25 protein-coding genes are annotated in these 23,061 nt (G+C 46.8%); 13 read left to right on the top strand and 12 right to left on the bottom strand.

Features of this window, described 5'->3' with window-relative positions:
* The first annotated feature begins 39 nt into the window (after window positions 1-39).
* Genes Q8L79_RS00620 through Q8L79_RS00595 form a run of 6 tightly spaced genes read left to right on the top strand, consistent with a single transcriptional unit; the run spans window position 40 to window position 6,161 of the window.
* Window positions 40-1,188 (top strand): glycosyltransferase family 4 protein, encoded by a 1,149-nt coding sequence (locus Q8L79_RS00620; protein WP_305267102.1) that lies wholly within the window; start codon window positions 40-42, stop codon window positions 1,186-1,188.
* 12 nt (window positions 1,189-1,200) lie between these two features.
* Window positions 1,201-1,833: a bifunctional 2-polyprenyl-6-hydroxyphenol methylase/3-demethylubiquinol 3-O-methyltransferase UbiG gene (locus tag Q8L79_RS00615; RefSeq protein WP_305267101.1), complete on the top strand. Its 633-nt coding sequence runs from the start codon at window positions 1,201-1,203 to the stop codon at window positions 1,831-1,833.
* Between the two features lie 17 nt (window positions 1,834-1,850).
* Complete coding sequence (locus tag Q8L79_RS00610) at window positions 1,851-2,777, top strand: glycosyltransferase family 2 protein (RefSeq protein ID WP_305267100.1); 927 nt, start codon at window positions 1,851-1,853, stop codon at window positions 2,775-2,777.
* On the top strand, window positions 2,774-3,511 hold the full coding sequence (locus tag Q8L79_RS00605) for an FkbM family methyltransferase (protein WP_305267099.1): 738 nt from the start codon (window positions 2,774-2,776) through the stop codon (window positions 3,509-3,511). The genes Q8L79_RS00610 and Q8L79_RS00605 overlap by 4 nt, the downstream gene beginning before the upstream one ends.
* Window positions 3,512-3,526: 15 nt before the next feature.
* Window positions 3,527-4,765, top strand: a complete 1,239-nt coding sequence (locus tag Q8L79_RS00600; protein WP_305267098.1) for a glycosyltransferase WbuB — start codon at window positions 3,527-3,529, stop codon at window positions 4,763-4,765.
* The gene (locus Q8L79_RS00595) at window positions 4,758-6,161 is read left to right on the top strand and encodes an undecaprenyl-phosphate glucose phosphotransferase (RefSeq protein ID WP_305267097.1); all 1,404 of its coding nucleotides are present in this window, start codon (window positions 4,758-4,760) and stop codon (window positions 6,159-6,161) included. Before Q8L79_RS00600 ends, Q8L79_RS00595 begins: the two co-directional genes overlap by 8 nt.
* A 77-nt stretch (window positions 6,162-6,238) precedes the next feature.
* On the opposite strand, the gene Q8L79_RS00590 is transcribed toward Q8L79_RS00595, so the two are convergent.
* Complete coding sequence (locus Q8L79_RS00590) at window positions 6,239-7,228, bottom strand: O-antigen ligase (RefSeq protein WP_305267095.1); 990 nt, start codon at window positions 7,226-7,228, stop codon at window positions 6,239-6,241.
* Between the two features lie 808 nt (window positions 7,229-8,036).
* Here Q8L79_RS00590 and Q8L79_RS00585 point away from each other — a divergent pair.
* The 5 genes from Q8L79_RS00585 (at window position 8,037) to Q8L79_RS00565 (ending at window position 13,628) form a co-directional block, all read left to right on the top strand.
* Window positions 8,037-8,528: a GNAT family N-acetyltransferase gene (locus Q8L79_RS00585; RefSeq protein ID WP_305267093.1), complete on the top strand. Its 492-nt coding sequence runs from the start codon at window positions 8,037-8,039 to the stop codon at window positions 8,526-8,528.
* 4 nt (window positions 8,529-8,532) lie between these two features.
* The gene (locus tag Q8L79_RS00580; protein ID WP_305267091.1) at window positions 8,533-9,069 is read left to right on the top strand and encodes a lasso peptide biosynthesis B2 protein; all 537 of its coding nucleotides are present in this window, start codon (window positions 8,533-8,535) and stop codon (window positions 9,067-9,069) included.
* Window positions 9,070-9,581: 512 nt separating this feature from the next.
* A complete protein-coding gene (locus Q8L79_RS00575) occupies window positions 9,582-10,442 on the top strand; it encodes an Rpn family recombination-promoting nuclease/putative transposase (protein WP_305267089.1) in 861 nt (286 codons plus the stop codon).
* Window positions 10,443-10,679: 237 nt separating this feature from the next.
* On the top strand, window positions 10,680-11,795 hold the full coding sequence (locus Q8L79_RS00570) for a sugar-transfer associated ATP-grasp domain-containing protein (protein ID WP_305267088.1): 1,116 nt from the start codon (window positions 10,680-10,682) through the stop codon (window positions 11,793-11,795).
* Window positions 11,796-11,798: 3 nt separating this feature from the next.
* A complete protein-coding gene (locus Q8L79_RS00565; RefSeq protein WP_305267086.1) occupies window positions 11,799-13,628 on the top strand; it encodes an asparagine synthase-related protein in 1,830 nt (609 codons plus the stop codon).
* 510 nt (window positions 13,629-14,138) lie between these two features.
* Here the strand turns inward: Q8L79_RS00565 and Q8L79_RS00560 are convergent.
* The 7 genes from Q8L79_RS00560 to Q8L79_RS00530 are packed head-to-tail and all read right to left on the bottom strand — an operon-like array spanning window position 14,139 to window position 18,075.
* A complete protein-coding gene (locus tag Q8L79_RS00560) occupies window positions 14,139-14,402 on the bottom strand; it encodes a PqqD family peptide modification chaperone (RefSeq protein ID WP_305267084.1) in 264 nt (87 codons plus the stop codon).
* A 6-nt stretch (window positions 14,403-14,408) separates the two neighbouring features.
* Window positions 14,409-15,251 (bottom strand): sulfotransferase domain-containing protein, encoded by an 843-nt coding sequence (locus Q8L79_RS00555; RefSeq protein WP_305267083.1) that lies wholly within the window; start codon window positions 15,249-15,251, stop codon window positions 14,409-14,411.
* Complete coding sequence (locus Q8L79_RS00550; RefSeq protein ID WP_305267081.1) at window positions 15,251-16,186, bottom strand: hypothetical protein; 936 nt, start codon at window positions 16,184-16,186, stop codon at window positions 15,251-15,253. The genes Q8L79_RS00555 and Q8L79_RS00550 overlap by 1 nt, the downstream gene beginning before the upstream one ends.
* Window positions 16,183-16,335 (bottom strand): hypothetical protein, encoded by a 153-nt coding sequence (locus Q8L79_RS00545; RefSeq protein ID WP_305267080.1) that lies wholly within the window; start codon window positions 16,333-16,335, stop codon window positions 16,183-16,185. Before Q8L79_RS00545 ends, Q8L79_RS00550 begins: the two co-directional genes overlap by 4 nt.
* Window positions 16,336-16,343: 8 nt before the next feature.
* Window positions 16,344-16,928, bottom strand: a complete 585-nt coding sequence (locus Q8L79_RS00540; protein ID WP_305267078.1) for a phage tail protein — start codon at window positions 16,926-16,928, stop codon at window positions 16,344-16,346.
* Window positions 16,929-16,937: 9 nt separating this feature from the next.
* A complete protein-coding gene (locus tag Q8L79_RS00535; RefSeq protein WP_305267077.1) occupies window positions 16,938-17,501 on the bottom strand; it encodes a phage tail protein in 564 nt (187 codons plus the stop codon).
* A 22-nt stretch (window positions 17,502-17,523) separates the two neighbouring features.
* Complete coding sequence (locus Q8L79_RS00530; RefSeq protein ID WP_305267075.1) at window positions 17,524-18,075, bottom strand: phage tail protein; 552 nt, start codon at window positions 18,073-18,075, stop codon at window positions 17,524-17,526.
* Window positions 18,076-18,324: 249 nt separating this feature from the next.
* On the opposite strand from Q8L79_RS00530, the gene Q8L79_RS00525 reads away from it, so the two are divergent.
* Entirely contained in the window at window positions 18,325-19,029 is a 705-nt protein-coding gene (locus Q8L79_RS00525; protein WP_305267074.1) for an aspartyl/asparaginyl beta-hydroxylase domain-containing protein, read from the top strand.
* Window positions 19,030-19,036: 7 nt separating this feature from the next.
* The gene (locus Q8L79_RS00520; RefSeq protein ID WP_305267073.1) at window positions 19,037-20,047 is read left to right on the top strand and encodes a hypothetical protein; all 1,011 of its coding nucleotides are present in this window, start codon (window positions 19,037-19,039) and stop codon (window positions 20,045-20,047) included.
* A gap of 54 nt (window positions 20,048-20,101) precedes the next feature.
* On the opposite strand, the gene Q8L79_RS00515 is transcribed toward Q8L79_RS00520, so the two are convergent.
* The 4 genes from Q8L79_RS00515 to Q8L79_RS00500 all read right to left on the bottom strand — a co-directional run.
* Entirely contained in the window at window positions 20,102-21,115 is a 1,014-nt protein-coding gene (locus tag Q8L79_RS00515; RefSeq protein WP_305267072.1) for a hypothetical protein, read from the bottom strand.
* A 286-nt stretch (window positions 21,116-21,401) separates the two neighbouring features.
* Window positions 21,402-22,103, bottom strand: coding sequence for a metallophosphoesterase (locus tag Q8L79_RS00510; protein ID WP_305267322.1), 702 nt, complete (start codon window positions 22,101-22,103; stop codon window positions 21,402-21,404).
* Between the two features lie 31 nt (window positions 22,104-22,134).
* Window positions 22,135-22,845, bottom strand: coding sequence for a hypothetical protein (locus Q8L79_RS00505; protein WP_305267070.1), 711 nt, complete (start codon window positions 22,843-22,845; stop codon window positions 22,135-22,137).
* A gap of 8 nt (window positions 22,846-22,853) precedes the next feature.
* The coding region (locus tag Q8L79_RS00500; RefSeq protein WP_305267068.1) for a hypothetical protein at window positions 22,854-23,061 on the bottom strand (208 nt) is incomplete at its 5' end.

The following is a 23,061-nucleotide window of genomic DNA, read 5'->3' as shown; positions in this document are numbered from 1 at the left end:
ACTCAGGTTCTTCTTCACAAACATGATCAAGTTTACGTCATGAAAATCCTTCACATTACTCCCGCATGTTATCCTGCCACTTATTGGGGAGGGCCGATATTTACCGTATATGCGCTGAATAATGCGTTGGCCGAGATGTCCGGGGTAACACTGAGAGTGTTAACCACTGACACCGCAGGCCCAAAATTGTCACAACGACTGGATCATTCACAGCTTATTGACCTTTACCCGAATCAAGAGGTTATTATGGTGCCCCGAATAGCAGGGATATCCGTATCGATTGAGATGCTATGGCAGTTGCCGTCCTTGGTACGTTGGGCAGATGTAATTCATCTGACGGCTATTTATTCGTTTCCCACTATACCGACATTGTTAATTTGCCGGGTGCTTCGTAAGCCAGTTGTTTGGTCACCTCATGGCGCGGTACAGGATGCATACGAGTGGACTGGGTCTAAGCGAAAGGGATTAAAGCGCGCTTGGGAAATTTTGTGCAATATTTTGATTGCTCCGGGAAGAGTTGTAACGCATGTGATATCCGAGCGCGAGCGTATCCCAACACAAGCCAGGATACCCAAGGCCAACGCAGTGATTGTCCCGAATGGAATAAATCTACCCAATGTTATTGCTGAAAAAAGCTGGATGCCGGAGGGCAAGTTAAGGCTGTTATACTTGGGACGTTTGTCGCCGAAAAAAGGGATAGAGAATCTGCTTCATGCAATGGCGCTACTTAATGACCAAACCGTTGTGCTGTCTGTTTATGGGGTAGGGGATGCTGTTTACGATGAAAGCCTGCTTGATTTGGCGGATAAGCTTGGATTGCTAAATAAAAATGTGTTTTTTATCGGACATGTGGATGGAGATAAAAAAGATCAGGCTTTTTATCATTCAGATGTTTGTATAGTGCCATCCTACACGGAATGTTTTTGTATGGTGGTTGCTGAAGCACTGATCCATGGGGTGCCGGTTATTGCCAGTCAGGGTACGCCATGGGCAGAAATTGAGGGCAAACGTTGTGGCCTTTGGGTCAATAATAGCCCGGATTCTTTGGCGTTTGCGATAGCAAGAGTTCGAACCATGGATTTGCTGAAAATGGGGGAACGCGGCAGAGATTGGATGATGCATGAATTCTCGTGGAATATTCACGCTAAGAAAATGATGGAGATATACAAGTCTCTTGTTTTGTACTGAAATGGAAACTGTATGGCTAACGAAGTTGATGTAGTGGCTGATTACGGATGGCAAGACGCCGAACCTAAATATTCGCAACTATATTTAGCAAAACCAATTCTCAATATCCTTAACAAATTGAATGCCCGGCGAATACTCGATTTGGGGTGCGGTAATGGCGCGATGAGCCATTATTTGCATAGGCATGGATTTAATGTAGTTGGTTGCGATTCCGACCAGAGAGGCATAGAGCTGGCGACATCCGGTAACTCAGGTGCAGTATTCAAGCAAGCTGGTGTTTATGATATGCCGAGGGTATTAGCTCAGAAAGATTTCGACGTGGTGATCTCGACTGAGGTTATAGAACACTTGTTTTTGCCGGCAGCTCTTCCAGCTTTTGCCCGCGCGGTGCTAAAACCTGGAGGGCATTTGATTATCTCGACGCCTTACCACGGCTATTTAAAAAATGTGCTGATCTGCCTGGCGGGAAAGTGGGATAGTCACCATACCTCTTTGTGGGATGGAGGCCATATCAAATTCTGGTCATACCGCTCATTGTCAAAATTGCTTGAAACAAATGGTTTTGACGTTGTTGGATTCAAGGGTGCCGGTCGAGTCTATGGTTTATGGAAGAGCATGATAGTAACCGCAAAGTTGCGTGATTGAAGCGGTAACGAATTGCTATGAATAATATAAGTTATGTGGAAATGCCTAGTCTGACAGTCATCATTTTGACTTTTAACGAAGAACTGCACATAGAGCGCTGCCTGCATAGTGTTTTCCAAGTTAGCAAACAAGTTTTTCTGGTAGATTCTTTTTCTACGGATAGTACTGTTGAAAATGCAGAAAAATTAGGTGTAAAGGTCTGGCAGCATGAATTTAAAAATCATGCAAATCAGCTTGCCTGGGCTTTGGAAAATCTGCCGGTTGATACCGAATGGGTGATGCGGGTGGATGCGGATGAAGTGATTTCACCCATTTTGGCCGAGGAAATACGAGAAAAACTGTCTTTGGCTTGTGCAGAAACCGGCGGTTATCTTGTTTACCGGCTTGTTTGCTTTAATGGAAAGGTAATTCGTTACGGAGGCGTTTCTCATTGGGTGCTGAGGATCTGGCGCAAAGGCACCGCGAAGGTGGAACCGCGCTGGATGGATGAACACATGGTACTCAATAGCGGAGGCATGAAGCGTCTTGGCGGAAAATATTTTGACAACAATTTGAACAATATTACCTGGTGGACTAATAAGCATAATAATTATTCAACCCGCGAAGCAATTGATCTGCTGAACAAGAAATATGGATTTCTATCGGCTTCTTCAGGCAACTACATCCTTACCCGCCAAACTCACTACACACGATGGCTAAAGGAGAATTTGTATTTGCGTTTGCCGCTAGGAGTGCGGGCATTTATGCTTTTCATCTTTAGGATGACTTTCCGCCTTGGTATCCTGGATGGAATAGATGGGGTCATTTTTCATTTTTTACAGGGATTTTGGTATCGCTTCCTGGTGGATATAAAGGTACGGGAAGTGGAACACAGAATGCGCGCAGAAGGAATTGATTGTGTTGAAGCTATTCAGCGTGAATTCGGAATTAACCCATTGCTATGAGACTTCAAACGTTCCTGAACAGGCTGGATAAACTGAGTCAAACCATACTCTCCAAGCGCTTGTTCTTAGCCTTGCTTCGTCAGCGAGTACTCGCCGGCGCCGAACATCGATATGTTTTATCGCGCGATCTGAAAATGGTGGTTGATATCGGCGCCAACCGAGGCCAGTTTGCCTTGGCTGCTCGCCGATGGGCTCCCCAGGCACAAATCGTATCGTTTGAGCCGCTGGCTGTTCCTGTCGCTGTTTTTCGCCGCGTTTTTTCCGGTGATGACCAAGTGATTCTACATCAGGCTGCGATCGGGCCGGAATCCATGAGGCGGAAAATGCATGTTTCCGCCAAAGACGATTCGTCATCGTTGTTACCCATTTCTTCGCTTCAGACAACTATGTTTCCAGGCACAGAGGAGACTGCGACCATTGAGGTGCGCACAGCGCCGCTTGATGAATTTGTGAGCGCAGATGATTTGCAAATGCCTGCCATGCTGAAGCTTGATGTCCAAGGTTTCGAATTCGATGCGCTTAGAGGCTGCGAGTCATTACTTGAGCGTTTTGATCGGGTATATTGCGAGTGTTCTTTCGTTGAGCTTTATTCAGGTCAAAAATTGGCATGGGAAGTTATCGACTGGCTTTCAGCCAGGGGCTTCCGTCTCATTGGGGTATTTAATTTCGTTTACGATCATCAAGGACAAGCCGTACAGGCGGACTTTCTGTTCAGTTATATGACCAACGCTTAGGAGTAAATGGTTACAATGAAGATACTGATCCACAGCATTAATTTCTCTCCTGACCTGGTAGGGATTGGTAAATATTCCGCAGAAATGGCGGAGTGGTTGGTTGCACAAGGGCATGAGGTCCGGGTAGTGACGGCTCCGCCTTACTATCCGCAGTGGCAAATAAGTGATGGCTATGCGAATAGGTGGCATAAGGACAGAAGGCGGCAACCCAGGGAAAAGAAGGGGCTGACGGTGTATCGCTGTCCGTTATGGGTTCCAGCCGAACCTTCCGGCCCGAAACGTTTGCTTCATTTAGCCAGTTTTATGCTGTCCAGCTTTCCGGTCATGCTTCGTCAAATTTTCTGGCGGTCCGACGTGGTGCTGGTTGTCAAGCCTGCATTATTCTGTGTGCCGCAAGCGTGGTTGGTGGCGCGATTGTCTGGCGCGAAAGCGTGGCTACATATCCAGGATTTTGAAATTGATGCCGCTTTTGGCCTTGGCATGTTGCCTGCCGGCGGGTTGCAACGATGGCTGCTTGTTGCCGAACGGTTGTTGATCCGTCGCTTTGACCGGGTTTCTACGATTTCTTTCAAGATGCTGGAGAGGTTGGGTAGCAAAGGAGTGGAATCTAACAGGACTTTTTTTTTCCCGAATTGGGTGGACTTGGGTGAAATTCATCCTTTGGCGACAGAGAGTGAGTTTAGAGACAGATTGGGCATATTGCCCAACCATGTCGTTGCTTTGTATTCAGGCAACATGGGTGAAAAGCAAGGCCTGGAAATTGTTTTGGAAGCGGCTGCCCTGCTTCAGAAAGATTCCGATATTCGGTTTGTTTTATGTGGCGATGGTACCTCCAGATTACGTTTGCAGAAAAAATATACAGGTTTGGCAAATGTTGTTTGGCTACCGTTACAGCCATTGGAGGTGCTTAACGAATTGCTGAATCTGGCTGATATGCATTTGCTGCCGCAACGTGGCGATGTTGCAGATATGGTTATGCCTTCCAAGCTGCTGGGAATGTTGGCGAGCGGCCGTCCTGTATTAACCAATGCTCATGCCGATACGCAAGTGGGCGGAGTCGTATCTCAATGCGGCATCGTCTCTTTTTCAGATGATCCCCATGCACTTTCAGTTGTGTTAACCTCATTGGCAAGTGATCCGGATAAGCGAAAAAAGCTGGGAATGGTAGGGAGGCGAATTGCAGAAAAGCAATTTTCGAAGGAGGTTGTATTGAGAAAGTTTGAGCAAGAATTAAAAGAACTTTGCCATGACTAAGGATTTTTTGCGTCCATATTCATCCGGAATTTCTTTCCTGCAGCGCTTGCTGGATGCCTTCCTGATTTTTTTTGTTTACTGGGTGGGATTTGTTCTGCATGACGGAGAATGGGATACCAGGCGAATTTTGGTATCGGTGTTGGCAGCCGTCTTTTTTGCGCTTTTCGCCGAGATGAAAGGACTTTATAACTCTTGGCGCATCAATTCGCTGGTTGATGAGGTTCGTGTATTACTGACTATCTGGCTGATAGTGGTTTTTATACTGCTGATGCTGGCATTTGCGACCAAAACATCGGAAGTATTTTCCCGGCTGGTCGTGTTTACATGGATCATTGCCGCTCCGGTTGCATTGGTGATTGTCAGGCTGGCTGTGCGCGGGATACTACGATATGTTCGCCGGCACGGCACAAATATTCGTACGGTTGCTGTGGTTGGGCACAATCCGGTTGGACATCGGCTTATTAAACATTTTGATTCGATGCCATGGTCCGGTTTAGTGGTCAATGGGATTTTCGATAACCATCAAAGTGAAGAGTTGTCAGTGACTGTCGGAAACTCGACATATTCCTTGGGGTCAATAGATGATCTGGTTCAGAAGGCGCGTACCGGCGCAGTTGATTCTGTGTATGTTGCGTTACCGCTTCAAAGCGAGCAGCTCATTGAAGAATTGATCAACCAGTTTGCGGACACTACGGTATCGGTCTATGTGGTGCCGGATCTTTTCATTTCAGAATTGATGCATTCGCGTTGGGTTAATTTCGGCGGGGTAGCGCTGGTGAGTGTATATGAGACTCCGTTTTATGGCCTATATGGATGGGCAAAGCAGATGGAAGATTTCATCTTAGGCTATTTAATTTTACTGTTGATTTCTCCTCTTATGGTTGCGATTGCGCTTGCCATTAAAGCAACGTCGTCCGGTCCGGTATTATTCAAGCAGAGACGTTACGGGCTGAACGGCACGGTTGTGGAGGTATGGAAGTTTCGTTCCATGACCGTGTGCGAGGATGACGAAAACGTTCCGCAGGCGAAAAAAGGCGATATACGCATTACACTGTTGGGAGCATTTTTGCGGCGGACATCTCTGGATGAGTTACCTCAATTTATTAATGTGTTACAAGGTTCGATGTCGGTGGTAGGTCCGCGTCCGCATGCATTGGTACACAGCGAACAGTATCGCAAGTTGATTAAGGGCTATATGTTACGGCACAAGGTTAAGCCGGGCATTACCGGATGGGCTCAGGTAAACGGTTGGCGGGGAGAAACGGATACGCTGGAAAAGATGCAAAAACGTGTCGAGTATGACTTGGAATACATCCAAAATTGGTCTTTATGGTTCGACCTGAAAATCATCACTCTGACTGTGTTGCGCGGATTTACCGGCAAAAACGCCTATTAGTTCATGCTCAGCGTCTGTCTCGGGCTGAATGTTAGTTGTTCCGGAGAGTCGCTCTCGACTCGAACAGCGCCTCTTCTTCAAACTCTTCGCGTCGGTAAAGCTTGCCCAACGGCAGCCCCCATTAGCAATGCGTAAGTAAAAGCCACAGCAGGTATTTGTAAGCTGAAATCCACCAAGGCATGCGCGCCGACTAACAGGCTTGCAGAAAAACCAATAGCCGGATAAATCCAATGCTTGCGCCGAATCCAAACGCCTCGAAGACATATTAAAGCGGTTAGAGAAATGGCTGCAAATAAGGCAGAGGCTTGAAACAAGCCCAATTCAAACATGTTTTCCAAATACGTATTGTGTGCTTTATCGTAATAACCAGAGATGGTTTCATCGCGATATAGCCTGAAGCTTTTTTCAAAACTGCCATAACCCACACCCAACCAGCGATTTTCAACATTCGCTTTTGATAAAATGTCATAAACCAACCAACGATCCTGATTTTCTGACAAGATCATGTCAAGACGCTCAAGTAATTGATCGCCGCTTTGACTCGACACGCCCCAGGAAATCACGCTAATACTTACCAATAACAGTATCACTGCGGCATTATTTTTAATTTTACGACTCAATAGCAAGACGATAAGAAACGCAACTACAGCCAAAGCGGTACTCAAAAATCCACCGCGAGACAAACTCAAACATAACGCTGTCATAATAATAATGATCAGCAATAGTGGGAACCAGCCTCGAACAAACACACGCTCAAAAAAATACTGCCTACCATAATGATTTTTAATGCCATATTGAAAACTGGATTGAATTTTTTCAAATAGCAGCGGAAAGCCGGCCAGCAGCGTTAAGCCTGCATAAGTGGCATAGGAATTACGATTAACAAACGTACTGGTCAAGGACTCCCGATAAGTCCACTTTTCAAACCATAATATCGTATTAAAATGGCCAAAATAGATAATCAAGCCATAAACAGCATAGATCAACCCTGCATAAGCAATACCTTTAAAGGTGAGCGCCGCCTGTTCACTGTCACGGTTAAATTGTAAGCTGATAAAAAATACCAATAAATAACTCCCCAGCTTCATTAGCGCGGTCCCTGTTTCTTGCGGCGCAAGGCTGATATGCGCCTCGATAGGTTCCGGCAGCTGTTCGCCGGCTAATTGCCAAAAAGGATGCATCCAGCTGTCCGGGGCAAAACTGGAAAGCTGCAACAAACTCCAGGCGATGGGGATACAGATCAGATAAAGCGAATACCTGACGGCTTTTAGACTAACGCGCATATCCGCTCGACCTGATAATACCGTCACACAGGCAGTTAGACCGAATAATGCCAGCAGAATCGCGTATAAACTCCATGCCCACGCACGGTTAGCGCCAAAGGGAATAGGCGCCAGCAAGATTGCATATAAAAATATTTTGAACATAGGAATTAATGAATAAAACAACTGAATATCTTTACCTGTCAGTGCAGACGCTAACCATGCTCTGAACGGTCAAGTCTTCGTTTTTCGGGTAGGGTGCGAGACGGTAAAAATATTAATAATCTGGAGCGCAAGCCTAGGTTTGCACTCTGGTACTTAATTTATTAATCAACAGCTTATAACTAATAAACAGATTTTTTAAGGTGACTTTACAATACTTTAACAGTCTCGTACGCACAGCGTACCCCACTATGGAATTGCAAAAACAAAAACATGCCTACCTGAAGTATAACGTCACGAAATAGGATAGTCACTCTTGCTTTGTGACATATGCCGGAACACTTCAAATATTGAATCATGATACTGCTTAAGCAGGGCGTAGGAATCGATCGGTTTTCAATAAAGCAATCAGCAGTTACAATGAAAGCACGCCCACCAAACGACTTGCTCCATGAACATCAACAATACAGATTTGAACATCCGCCCTGAAGTCGAGCAGGATACGGCCTTTGTCGAAAGACTTTATCGTTCAACGAGAGAAGATTTGTTACAGTTCGGTTTGGCTGAAGCACTCATCGATAACCTGATCCAAATGCAGCTCCAAGCGCAGCAAACCGGCTACCGCATGCAATTTCCTGATGCCGACTATTCAATCGTTGAAAAAAAAGGTGAAGCCATAGGTTACTTGGTCATAGATAAGGGCGATGAAGCCATCAGACTGGTTTACATCGCTTTTTTACCGCACGAACGCAATCGGGGGCATGGCCGCCGCTTGATTCAAGCGTTGCAAACCGAAGCGTCAGGCGCGAACAAACCGATCAAGCTCTCGGTAGACCCGCAGAATATGCAGGCCAAGCATCTTTATCTGTCCTCGGGGTTTCAAGTTAAAAATAACGATGGCGCTAACTTGGAGATGGTCTGGCTTGGTCAAGCAAAGGATTAATCAAATGTCTCTCCCGGATAGCCGGACATTCACTCCCGCGACGATTTTTTCGACACTTGTTCGTAAAGTGCGGGGTTTCGCGCACAGACCGTGGTTTGAGAAAGTATGGTTTCTTCCCGTCTGGTTATTGCTGGGGATAAGCCGTTTCGTTATCCTGACAATTCCATTCAGGCATTTAGCGCTCCGGCTTGGAGCGCATGAGGGAATTGCCCCTTGGGTGCCGCTCGTCGATGCCCGCGCTGAAGCCAGAGCCTTATCCATTTCAAGAGTAGTGCGGATGGCGGCAAATTACACGCCCTGGAAATCGAACTGTTTTCCTCAAGCTATAACAGCAAGGATTTTGCTCGGGCTTTACGGCGTTCCGTACAGCTTGTTCTTCGGTGTCAATCGCAATGCCGAAGATGTAACGCTGGCTGCGCATGCCTGGGTGGCTGCCGGCCGAGTGCGAGTCACGGGAGGCATGAGCTTCAATCAATTTACCGTGGTGGGCTGTTTCGTCTCCGCCCGTTTGTTAACCATGAGCCGGCAGTTTTCGGAATAAGTCATGCGCATGGATTTGAAGCAAACTCACAGCCACACATACTTTAAACGGTCAGGTTTTCGGTTTATTACCGTGAAAGTTGCAAACTTGTAAAAACTGAAAACGTGAACACCCAGAGCATATCCAGACCGATCTAAAAAACAAAGCAATCAAGCTTATTCCGATTCAATAGGACAATTATTGCACTGCTGCGCTGAGCGGGTCGGATTGGTAAGGTTACCGACAATGTACTCTGCTTGCGCACAAGCCCGTTTACCCTGTAGCCGGCTTGTAATCCAATACACGAATGTATCGAACGGATTTATTCATTCTTTAGGGGCCGATATAGAGCGGCATAAACAGCATGCCCGACCTGACTGCTATTAAGTTAAGAAAAATCTCCCTCTCCTCGCGGAAGAGGGTTCTGTTTTGACTTTTACGGCAACCTCCTGAGAATGAGAAGATAATGTGCCGAAATTTGATGTGCGATGGAAAGCAAATCCCCAAATGACCCAACAATAAGGCCGTGAACTATGTGCAGAATAAATCCCAGAGTCGATTTTGCCTTCAAGAAGCTGTTTGGCAGCGAAGAAAAAAAAGACCTTTTAATCTCGCTCATCAACGCCATTGTTTCAAAAGAAGAGCAAGTCGTCGAAATCGAATTAAGAAATCCCTACAATCTCGCCGCTTATCAAGCCGGCAAGATGCCGGTACTCGACATTAAAGCCAAAGGCGAAAACGGACGTTGGTTCAACGTCGAAATGCAGATCAGCGAAGATTATCACTTCGATAAACGCGCCATTTACTACTGGGCAAAACTCGTCACCGAACAGCTCAGCGAAGGCATGATGTTCAAGGAGCTCAAAAAGACCATCAGCATCAATATCCTGGATTTCAATTTCATACCCGACAATCAAGAACTGCATAATCTCTATAAGATCATTAATGTCGCAACCGGCAAAGACGATAAGTTGCACGACATTTTCGAGCTCCATTACATCGAGTTGAAAAAATTTACCAAATCGTATCAGCAAATCAGCAGCGCGTTGGATAGATGGGTCACTTTTTTAACCAAGGTGGACAAGTTGGGCAAAAATCATGTGCCCAAAGAACTCGTCGAAGACTGGGCGATTGTTAAAGCGATCGAAGCGGTAGACCGCATGTTTGAGGAGGACGAGCGTTTAATTTATGAAGTGCGCATGCAAGCTTTGGCTGAAGTGGGAAGCAAGATTGCTTCGGCGGAAGAGAGAGGCATGGAGCGGGGTATAGCCCAGGGCATGGATAAAGCCGCGAGAGCCATAGCGCTCAATTTGCTGAAAGCAGGCACTGCTATCGACATCATTACTCAAGCGACAGGCTTGTCCAAATCCGAGATTGAACAATTTATGCTATAAAGCTTATTCCCATAACCTGTCCTTCCGGCGCATTCGAACACTCTCGCTTTGCGATCAATTGTTGATATCGTCGCCCCAATCCTCAGCCCGTAGCAATTAATGACTAAAAATACTCCCCAAAGTCGCCCATTCCGGTTAAGTCGAACTCTGCATCAACGTTGGCCGCTATTTGCAAAATTTTATAATCTAAGCAAACGAGGCTTTCCTTTCATGCTACCTAGCGGACAGGGAAGCAACATGCGGCAATTGCGCGCACTTGGACGCATGGAAGAATACGCGCATTTATCCCGCATCAAACGTTATATCATGCGTTCCATCATGACTTTCAGCTGGCCGATAGGCGCTTTAATTGATACGATTTTTCATTTCACCCACTTGGAGCGCCCGCAAAACTTATTCATCTCCTTAGCCCGTGTCGGCCATATGTATGCCTTGGCGTTGACTGAAAACGTAATGCCCATTCAATATATAGTCTATCGACTTTACGAACCGAATCGCCGCGCCTGGGCCAAAGACTACCTTTATTGGAGTGAAAATAATATCCTGCGAATTTTGAATGATCGCAACGGCGCCGACAACAATGACGTACAAGATAAAGGCCACTTTGCGGTGATCTGCAAACGGTATGATTTACCATACATTCCAACGCTAGCTATTTACCAAAATGGCCGACAAACCACACCTGATGAACGATTTATACCGGATAAAGATTGCATCTGGGTAAAAGATATCACCGGCAGCCAGAGAAGCGGCGCAAACCAATGGCGGTTACGAGAAAACCTGTATCATGATAATCAAGGAAAAACACAAACTCCTGAAGAATTAGCAAAATCATGGCTGTTACGAGACTGCTTGGTTCAACCTGTATTAAGCAACCATCCTCAATTAAACTGTTTATCCGATGGCAGCTTAGTCGATTTCCGGATTATTACCGGAATTGAATCCAACGGACAAGTGCATGTGATTACCCACTTAATGACGCTGCCCTGGGGGGGCTTTGCCAATCGGTCATTTTCCATACTATGCAAATTAGATGAAGAGGGCCGCGTCATATGCGCATTTACGCCTAAAAGAGAACCTGTTGAACGGCACCCGGAAACGCACGCGCTAATCGCCGAAGTGACCATTCCTTTTTGGCCGGAAACACTCGGACTCGTCAAGCGTGCGCATCAACAAGCCTTTTCCCGATTTGTTTTTTTAGGTTGGGATGTTGCCATTACGCCTGATGGACCTGTATTGATTGAAACTAACTCGGGCCCTGATTTTTTTCACCATCAACTGATTGACGATGTCCCGTTAGGTCATACCCTATTCCCCAAAATTGTCTCCCAATATATCGAAATTAAAGGCTAATTCATGCGCTTAATCTGCGGCTTTTATCATCTTAACGGCCGGGCTGCCGAAAAAAGCCGGCTTGACCTTATGGTTCAATCCATGATTGAACCGGGCCTCACCCCACAAATTGCACATATAATCGAAGATTCGCTTGCTCTGGCTATTCTTGACTTTGCCAGCCCAAAAGCCATTGAAATCGTCAAAAGTGAAAATGGTCTTTTATTAGCCGCGGATTGCAGACTTGATGAGCCGGATAAGTTAGCTGCGGCGCTTAATGTTTCGGCTCAACAGGATGATTTATTGCTGCATGCTTTACAGCAATGGGGAACGGAGGGCTTAAACAAAATCCTGGGGGATTTTGCCTTTGCCGCCTGGAATCCGCAAACCCGCTCTCTGCTCTGCGCCCGTGACGCCATGGGCATACGTCCGCTTTTCACGACACAAAAAGAGAACGTTGATTTTGCCTTTGCCTCATTACCACGGGCCTTACATGCCGGAGGCTTTGCATTACGTCAACTCGATGAAAGCTATCTTGCCGATGAATTGTTAGGGACTTTTGCCAGACCGGAACGCTCTTTGTTTCGAGACATTTCAAGACTGCCGCCGGCGCATTTTTTACAGGTCTCGGCACAATCCATACGTTCCGAAGCTTATTGGAAACTTGATTTTTCCAATGCCGGCAAAAGCCGTCATACCCCAGAAACAGCAGCTAGCGCCCTTGCCGAAACCTTTACCGAGGCCGTGCGTTGCCGTTTACCCATCGCAGGTTCGGTTGCAGCCCATCTTAGCGGCGGATTGGATTCCTCGGCGATCACTATTCTGGCCGCTCGGCTTTTACGGGAAAAGAAACAGCCTTTATTGGCTTATTCTTTCCTATCAACGCTTCAGGATGAGGAAGACGAACGTCCTTTTGTCGAAGCGGTGTTAAAACAAGAAACGGATTTGATTTGGAAGCCAATTACACTGACCGATTTCAATGCATTGCTCATGCCTAACATGGATTGCGATCAATTGTTCCCCCATGATTTGACAGAGCCCGACATACGGGTTTGTGCCGATGCGGCACGCAACGGCGCCTCCATGCTGCTATCAGGGTGGGGTGGAGACGAAGGCGCAACCTTCAATGGCCGCGGCGCTTTGGCTGAAGCCTTGCTCAATGGTCGTTGGTATTATTTATTAAAAGAATACCAAGCGCTAACTAAAACACGCCATTGGTCGTTCCTTCATATAACCCAAGGCGAATTACTCAACTATCTGCTTTCCGACGATTTAAAATTTTGGCTACGCCGCTTTTTTAGAAAAAACCATCAATCGATTACGAATGTCGTTCCGGAACTTTTACGGCCTGAATTTATGCAAAAAAGCTTCGGACTTGGAATAGGAATAGGCTCAAATGCAACATTAAATCGATTCGAGTTATTAAATAGTCCACATTTAAGCAGACGAGCCGAACGCTGGGCATTAATGGCGGCAAGATATGGTTTGGCCGTTAGTTTCCCCATGCTCGATAGACGCGTTATCGAACTTTCTTTATCCTTGCCTAGCCATCTATTTTTACGCGGCGGCTTTAAGAGACGGGTTTTCCGCGACGCGATGGCTCATGTGCTGCCCGAAGAAATCCGCTGGCGCCATAATAAACTTACGCCTTTTCCCGAAGTTCCGGGCTTGCCGGCCCAACAACGCCAATCCATTTTGGCTTGGCTGGACGAACTCCATCATCATCCGAATATCTCAAACCTTTTTGATTTAAAAGCCATCGAGAAATTGCTTCGTTCCGATCATACAGCTAGCGAATCGTTAGCATTATTGCGTATTTTTCGTGCCGCCCGTTATATTCAACAACATTACTAACCGATGTTACGCAAAGCCGGTTTTCTGTCCGGTCGCTCGTCGTTATACACAAGTCTGTTCAAGACCGTCATTTAGGCATGAAAGCTGAAACGGCGGCCCTGGATGTAGGCCGGAATAAGTCCGCCCGGCGTCAGCAAGGGCGGATGTTGCCTACATGGATGTAGGTAAGGAGCGTGAGCAGGAGCGGAAGCTTTTCCGGCAATCGGAGCGCCGGAAACACCAGTCCTGCGCTTAACGCGCGGACAGGCTTATTCCGGCCTACGTCGAGATGTGTATAACGACGAGAGCTGGAGCTTGGGAACCAGCGTTTAAATTTAGTGGCAGCGACGCCGGAGCGTGGGAACGATAGCTGGGACAGTATTTATTGTCACTTCCCTAAGTAGTTGCCGAGGAGCAAATATCTGCCCGTGCAGTCGTCACCCCAACCCTCTCCAGCAGGAGAGGGAGCCAGGATGACCTGTAACTCATTGTATTTATAATGCAAAAAGCTATATAGATACTTATGCCCTATTAAGTCAACAGCCCTCTTGCCCTTAAGGCATGGACAAAGTTTTCTACTTCAAGTCGGCAGGTTTCGGCGGAAATATCGTATTCTTCCAGTAATCTCGCTACGAGTTCATCGAAAGCCATGGGGTTTTCCAATAACTCCCAAATACGCGCGCCGACTGAATTCAGGCTGTAATAACTGCCTTTTTCTATGTTCATCATCAATAATTCATCATCGAGCGCCGCACTCAATAAATCATCGGCGCGCTTTAATTTTTGCTCAAACATAAGACCTCAATCTAAATAACCATACCGTACCATCATATCATGGTGTTTTTGTTCGATTAAGCGTTGTTGCTGTAATGTTAAAACTTCTTTCCAGGCGCCTGCTTTGCCGGAGCGAAAATAAGGTTGAGTTGATTGAACAGGTCTATTGCTAAATCCATATTGCTTTTCCTGGCGCTGCAATTCGCTAAATTCAGCGTGTCGAATCGCTTGTTCCAATGCAGTTTGGGAGCCTTTAATTCCAAGCCATTCGGCGACATTTTGTAAGATAGGAATAGGTTCACGGTATAAATCTTCATAACGTATCAGTATGACAGGAACATCTTGTTGCTCGGTCCAGCTTGCAACATGATGGCTCCAATCGCCAATCATTTGATGTACTTGCGGCTGATAGCGCTTTTTTTGCAGGCAAAGAAATTGTTTGGGATTATTCAACACCGTGATCGCTTCATCGACTGAAACACCTGAGTGATAAGCAAACGAAACCGCCACGTCGCGCGGATCGCGCAGCATATAAAAAGCGATTCTGGTCGGCGCTTTTCCCGATAAAGGCTGTCCGTTTGCAAGGATTTGATAAGCATCGTGCAGCCAAAAATATACATTGCCGGTTTCTTCCTGCGCCATGGCTTCGGTCACGCTGGGGCGCAATTCATCGATCTCATCTTGCAATAACAGGCTTGAATCGATCAGGCTGATGCGCTCAAAATTATGCCGCGAATGAGGTGTTCGCCAAATCAAATCCAAACGATTGAAATCGTATTTTGAAGCGGTGATCAGATTGGCGATAAGCAAACGCATCCATACACTGCCTGATTTTGGATAAGAAGCCAGCCAAACGATGGAACCCGTCATTAACCCAACTCTTCGATGGTTTGCTGCGCCAGTTTAACCACGGCATCCAGTTGGTTGATCTCCTGGGGACGCGTCAACATGAAAACGTCCACGTGTTTTAATAATTGCGCGATTTGTTGAAATAAATCGGCATCTCTGCCCATTTTGCTCGCTAAATTGGGGCGGAAAACTTCATTGCGCAATAGCGCCGCAGCATCGGCGACACGCAGCCGTTTGATTTCCGGTAGCTGATCTCTCACCTCGGCTCGTTTAAGCAAGATGATGGTTTTAAGCGTAATAGAATCGGTGACGATGCCCGATACCGGGGCGATATGGTATTTTTCAATGCAATCGCGCACCGGCTCGCCCTTGCGTTCATTCAAGCCAAGCAGATGTATCGCATCCTGCCATAAACGATGCTGACGGCTATCGGCCAGGACGCTTGGCTTTTGCTGTTTATCTAATCGAATCAAGGCCATGTCATCGGCGATGAAACGGTAACCTGCAAAGCATAATGCGGCGCACAGGGTGGATTTGCCAATGCCTGTGTTTCCGCATAAGGCGACGGCTTTATTTTCATGGCTGACAACCGAGGCATGCAACACGCATTCGCCGCGCTGATGCAGCAATGCGCCAAATGCGGTACTCAGCAAGAACGGCACGATTGCAGCGTCATCTACACTAGGGCGGGGTTCTACGATAATTTCAGAACCCTGAGAAACGTAAAACCTGGCGATTCTGGGAATTTGCAGCAAGAAAGTATCTTTTGTAAGCGCCCAGTTAACTCCGGTGGCGCTTGCTTCAGGCAAGCTTTCCGGCACTTTGCCCTTGAATATACAGACCTGAGGTTTCGAAGCGATGGTCGGACTTGACGTCACTCCGGATAATTCTATCTCCGAGGCGACGCTCAAGCCCGAGATCAAATAAGCATGCTGTTTAATCAAAGCTTTAATCAAGAACCAGTACCAGTAAAAGCATCCTCAGCTCCACAAGCCGTATTTTTACACCCCTGAGTCACATCCATGATCTGCTGATCGCATATCTCAGGTGTAACCCACGGCTTCTTGTAGGCAGTTTTTTCTTGAATAGTTTCAGTTTTTAACATGATTTTCATTATGAGGAAATAGGATATACGCCATCGTAATTGATGCAATAGACCATGGTCAAATAAGGTTGTCTATTCTCATGGCCTTGAGAGCCGCCGGCATTATAACCTATGCTGTTGGGATGCAAAGGCGTGTCGGCCGATATCCCTGCCGCCGGTTTAACATAAGAATTTATTGTATTTGCAGCAGTCCGACCGGTGACTTGCATACAACGTGACAGCCAGGAGCTGCCGACGGTTGGTTTTGCCGTCATATTAGACGTACCTGTGGAAGGTGGAATAATTTCTTCTACTATGGCATGGTTGTGGGCAGGCAATTGATTGATCGATGTTAATGCCACGTGGACGGCGCCAAGCTTTTCACCCTTGGTGATATCTTGAAGTCCAGGCCCTTGGCCTATGCCTATCACGGTTCTACCCTGAAGATTGGGCAAACCAAAAGTCGCTCTTCCATCGCCACCATAGGTCGTGCCTAAAAGGGAGTATAAGGCTTGATAGCTAGCGATGCTTTGCAAGCTGCCATCGCAAGCAAACCAGCCCTGTGGAATATAAGAATATGGGAAAGCGCGAACTTCGCCTATGAATGCATCCATGATTATCTCCTATGCTTGAGTTGGAAAAGAGCCATTGGTGGCGATGATGTAATACAAGCCCATGCCGGGCATGATGTTCGCGTGCGACAGGCCGGCACCGGCATTGCCAACCGTGGTTGGGGCTGGATTCACTTGGGTTGCCGTACCTCCGGTAACGGTCGCATTGAGATAAGTAACATTTTGTCCCGTGACATTGGCGAAGGTGACATTGCTTGCCACGGTTGGACTGGTTGCATCCACACCTGCGGTATTTAAATTATGCGTATGCGCGGGCATCGTCGCAGCCGTTAAGGCGACGGATTCAGTACCGCCTTTTTCACCTAAGGTTCTCTTGGTGAGCTGCGTTGCGCCCGCAACACCCTGCCCATTCCCCATGGGTAAACGGCTTCTTAAATCAGGCAGCGCAAAGCTATTCACTCCATCGCCACCGTAAGTCGTGCCAAGCAATGCAAACAAGGCTTGAAATTGAGACACTGGAAGCAATGAGCCGTCGCATTTTCTCCAGCCTTGGGGCGCGTTCCCGCTCACCAGGCCTGCCATGGCGCGTATTTCACCTACATAATAATCTGACATAATCTTTTCCTAATTCTTAGGTTTAGTTGCGGGCAGGATAAATGCCAACAGTAGCGATGCAGTAATTGATGGCCAAGAATGGCTGTACATTACTATGCCCTTGCCCGCCGCCTGTCGCCTCCAGACTGCCTGGGTTCAAGGGCACTACAGTGCCCGGTGCGGCATATAGGTTTTGCGATTGAGGTACTGGAGTACTAGTCCCCCAAGAGGAGATATAATTAGCGTTGGGATTTCCGGTATTGCCCGCAGCCGTACTGCCCATTAAATAATGATTATGAGCCGGTATTTGCGCCGAAGTTAAAGCGACCGTTTCAGCACCGCCTGCATTGCCATAACTATAGGTATATATTTGACCGTCTGTATCGGTATATCTACCATAGCCTACGATGACTCTGCCTCTTAAATCGGGCAGAGCAAAAGTCTTTTGCCCATCGCCGCCAAATTCATTACGAATCAATGAAAAAAGCGCCGTATATTGTTGAACCTGAAGTATTTGGCCTTCGCAGGGTAGCCAGTCTTGAGGCACCAAGCCAAAAGCAAAAGCCCTGATTTCGCCTAAAAAATAATCACTCATTATCGCTTCCTATGGTTGAGATATAACCTTAAACTTCGTTCTGAAACGAACGAGCTGCTTGCGCAGCAGGTGGGACGTTAACAAATTATTGTTAAAAAAACAAGAAGAAGCCTTGTCTAATGACACATGAGCCTGAGCGAGGCGAAAGCCCCAAGCCAAGAAAATGGCGAATTAAGACGCTGCCCGAATAAATTTTCTGTCAGTCTTGGGAAGAATCGATGAAAATACATTATAAAAAAGGCTTACTCGATGATTCATAAAACCAGATACTTGAAATTACCCTTCTTTTTCGATGCCTGCGGCTTAAATAAGGACCTGAAAAAAATAAGGAAAACAGAATGGATCGAACATTTCAATGCCGCTGCCTATGAAAACGCATGGAATTGTGTCCCGCTACGCTCTTTGAATGGAAGGCAGGAGCACATTCTTTCCTTATCTGATATGCATTACGAGGATACGGACATCCTCAGGCGTTGCCCTTATTTTCAGGGAGTCATCGATACGTTCGAGTGCGAAAAAACTTCGGTTCGGTTGATGGCTCTGGGGGCGGGAAGCCGCATTAAAATGCATACGGATAAGGGAACCTCATTCGAAGACGGCATGGCGCGGCTGCATGTTCCAATCATCACTACACCGGATATTTGCTTCACAATCGAAGATGAAGAGGTTCACTTTTCCGCCGGCAATACTTGGTATTTGAATGCCAATTGCCTGCATGGCGTAAACAACGAAAGTAAAAATCCAAGAATCCACCTGATGCTGGATTGCATCGTCAATCCTTGGCTAGAAAAGGTTTTTCTGGACGCCGGTTTTGTACCGGACGCTCCGCCCAAATACGGCGATGCTTCGATTAACGATAACAACGTGGGGGCGATTATCTCGAGCTTAATCGCCATGAATAATGAGCCTGCAAAACAGATGGCCGCAAGATTGATTGCCATTCAAAATCAGTAACAACCTCATGAATGAAAACTTTTCCGCCAACGAGCGCTCATTGCTTCGCGGTCAGGATGTGCCGTTTGAACAATTGGCATCCCTGTCGGGCTGGTATCCGGTTGTAGCCAGGAATGATAAACTGTGGTGGCGCTTCTTCGGCGAAAAACGCTTCAGCGAACCTTTTTTTTACGATAGTGTCTCCAGTCTCAATCAGGATAAAAGGCTCTGCGTACAAACGTCTTTCAATGCACTGAATGCATTCGAGAACTCGATGGCGCCAACGGCTTTCATTTTCCATACCTCTCGTTGCGGTTCGACGCTGCTGTCGCAATTGTTCGCCTCCCTGTCCAACTGCGTCGTAATGTCGGAACCGCCGATTATCGATTCCTATCTAAGCCTCTACCATGCCCAACCTGAACAAAGCGTCGCGAAAAAAACATTGCAGCAATTGGTTTGTGCATTAGGACAAAGACGTTTCGCGGAAGAACACCATTTTTTCATTAAACTCGATAGCTGGCATATAAAAAGCCTCCCGCTGTTTCGCAAGGCTTTTCCCGGTACGCCTTTTATTTTTATGTACCGAAAACCGGAAGAGGTATTGGCGTCCCATCAACGGCAAAGAGGGCCGCAAATGGTGCCGGGCCTGGTAGATACTGCTATGCTGGACTTGGATTCCGAGCCACTGGAGCCGGGTGAGTTGGACAAATATTCCGTGAAAGTGCTGAGGCATTTTTTCAAGGCAGCTTGCGATCAGGCGGATGAGTTGATTTTGCTGAACTACAACCAGTTGCCGCAAATTGTTTGGACCGACCTGCTGGATTTGTTTTCAATAGCGCCCTCTCCGGCAGAATTGGAGGCCATGAAAAACCGCTCCGGTTCGCATTCGAAAAATGCGGCAAAATTCACCGGCGATCCGGAACCAGCGGCGCATGACGCAAACATTGAATTATGCGCAACGGTCTATCCTTATTACGAGAAGCTGGAGCAGTTGCGCTTGAATCACACCTCCAACCTTGTAAATCGGCAAACGCGGTGAAATCCATTAAGACATCGGCCAAATCCTCCAATCGCGCCAACGGCTCTTTTAGGATTAAGCCGTTTTATACCGTAGTTCCGGATGATTTCCAAACTGGTAATAGAATTGCAATTCATCCCCTTCCTTAATCTCTCCGCGAAGGCGCTTCGGCATAGTCAGACTGCAATCGTAATCATCCAAACAGGTTTCGCCGTAAACGGTGATCTTGGTCAATAGATGCGGCCGGTAGCGCGTCTCCAGGGGTAATGGAATTTTTACTTTGCCCGCGGGAAGACGGTCACCGTCGATTTCTTCCCAGCGCTTTATATTGGCGGCATCCAGTTCGAATATTTTTCCGAGGTAAATCCTGTCCCGTTCAGGCTCAGGAAATTCGCCGACAAAATCCGCCGGCATAAAAACATGCTCTTTTGCCCCGTTTAACAAACAGGCTTCTACGCTGACCTGCTGGGGTATCATTTTTGCTTCCGGAGCCTGAGAAAGCAGGTTTCGGGCTATTGAGACTTGCGGTTCGTTATGCAGAGCGACGGACATAGTTTCGCTGACGATGATGTCCGGCTTTTTATCCGTCGGGATCCGGTATGTGGTGGCGTCGACGCAAAGGCATTCTTCCACATGACCGGAAAGACCCAGTGATTGGATCAGTTTCATTGCGTCGTCGAGACACTGCTGATGGATGTCCAATAGCGTAAAAACGACCTGCTCTTTTGAAAACACCGTCATCAGCGGCACTGCCAGCAAGGCATAGGGGCCGCAACCGGCATAAAGCACGCGAACCGGCCGGTCAGGATTGATAGCCTCCCGGATTGCATCTCCGTGTCCCCGGATGAATGCAGTCGTCCTGAATAATTCTCTTATGCACATGGCTGCTGTAGTCGGCGAAATGGCAAGGCCGCTATCCAAGCGGGTTTCTCCCGCACCGATTCCTCCGTCGGGATCGATTTGAAAATTCGTCCATGTCTCGAACAAGTCCCTCAAGGCGTGAGCTTCTGGGAGCAGGTCTTTGGGTTGTTTTTCAGGATTCAAAATTGCCTGAACAATATTTTTGAGTTCGTCCAGACTGTTTTTCATAGTGTTATCTCCAGTAGCGCTATCTTTAAAATATTCAAGGCCGCGACAGAAGCCCCGTTTTGAGCCGGTTTTGACCACGTATTAGCGACTACTTGCGAACCGATCGAAACTATTGCCGCCGGCAACGCGAACTCTATCCGCAGCCTCCCAAGCGTGGGCCTTGGTTCCTGATCACGCGCCAAACCTGCCGGGACGATACAAGCAAGACCTTCCAGGTTTTTAAAACCTGGAAGGTCTAGGGTAGCTGGCCTGGTTAAACTTGAGGAACATCAATGAAAACCGTATCTTATAAAAATCGGCACGCTAATTCTTCAAAAACAGCGCATGTCAATTTTCCCGATGCATACGCCCCGGTATCCAAACCGATACGGTTATGGCGAATTTCCGGTTCATCGGTGATTGAATGCCCATGCACGATCACTCTGCCGTGAAACACATCGCTATTTAAAAACTCTTCGCGAATCCACAGAATATCTTCGGGACGTTGGCGATGCAGTTTAATTTTAGGCCTGATACCGGCATGCACGAAAAAGTATCCGCCTATTTCGTAATTAAGGACTAAACGTTCAAAAAAAGCTAAATGCGCAGCAGGCATTTTTTCTTTAAATTCGGCCCGTAATCGCTCTAAATCTTTTGTAGTAGGTATACCCTTAACGGTAACGCCGTAACTTGCCAAGGTCGGTAACCCTCCAAACCTAAACCACTCATGGGCAATTGAAGGATCTTTATTATTTAAAAATTCCAACAACACTTGCTCATGATTACCCAATAAAAACACTGTCTTAAATTCAGGAAAATTATTTTCTGATAAGCAATCGATAACTTGCTTGGAATGTAGGCCTCGGTCGATGTAATCGCCCAGGTAAACCAGGATCTTGATGCCATCAAAAGCCGCTGCATCACTGGCGATCTTTTGATGCACTTCCTGCAGCAGATCTAAACGACCATGTATATCTCCAATACAATAGAGTCTATGGTTTTGTGGCAAGCCGACCGGTTGAGGTTCACTTTGCTTGCGATTAAGGATTTTTTTGAATATAGCTTTCAAGGTCAACAGAGAATTTTTTCCAGTCGTCGGGGGAGTTGGCTAACGCCTCTTCAACAAGAGATTTAGTTTCTAAGTGCAGCGCGACGAATTTAACGAGTTGTTCAGGCTGAAAAGTCCAGGTAACAGGGATCTGGTTTTGCCATAACCGCTGCATTTCTTCGTTAAACTCATTATAGTAATAATAACTAAATGATAGGCGGGGTATTAATAAGTCAGGTTCGACGCGTCCGGCGTAAAAAGACAGTCGTAAGGCATTAATGATTTGAAGTGTGGGCGTCTGAAGCCTTTTATCGACCGTTGCCAATCGGAACCATGCATAAGGGTCGACTGGCGATAATTTTAAGCCTTGAATAACCGATTGTTGGGCCTGTTTAAGCAGCTCTTGTTCTTTTGCAAGCGGCTGTGACGGCGACGCATTGAATAGCGCTAAATAAAAAAAGGCCAGTGTTTGCCAGTATTCAGGGTCTTGATACCAAGACAGGGCTTGTGTTAAATGGGCAATACTTTTTTGATAAACTTCTACAGGAAGTTTTGTCTCTGTTTGTTTAAACGCGGCTTCCGGATAAAGGGCGTATAAGCTTGCTATAAACCGTGGAACCGCCAACATCAGTAGCCCACAACAAACAACTACCCCAAAACCGGCAATAATCCTTTCATGACTCAAGGCATTGGTTTTTAGCATGACCGTTGTTAGCTGGTGTAATACTGGCTATAGCGACCATAATGATAATAATAGCCGGAATCGCCATAGCCATAGCGGCCGTATTGTTGCAAGTTAACTTTCTGCAAGACAATTCCGGCAATATTCATATGACCGTCTTTACTTAATAAGTGCAGCGCACTGTGCACGACTTTTTTCGGCGTTAAATCCCAATGCAATACAAAAATGGTTTTATCA

It is taken from the genome of Methylobacter sp. (genome assembly GCF_030680395.1).
GTDB lineage: Bacteria > Pseudomonadota > Gammaproteobacteria > Methylococcales > Methylomonadaceae > Methylobacter_A.
Note: the sequence above shows the minus strand (reverse complement) of the source record. Positions and strands in the feature narration are given on the sequence as shown.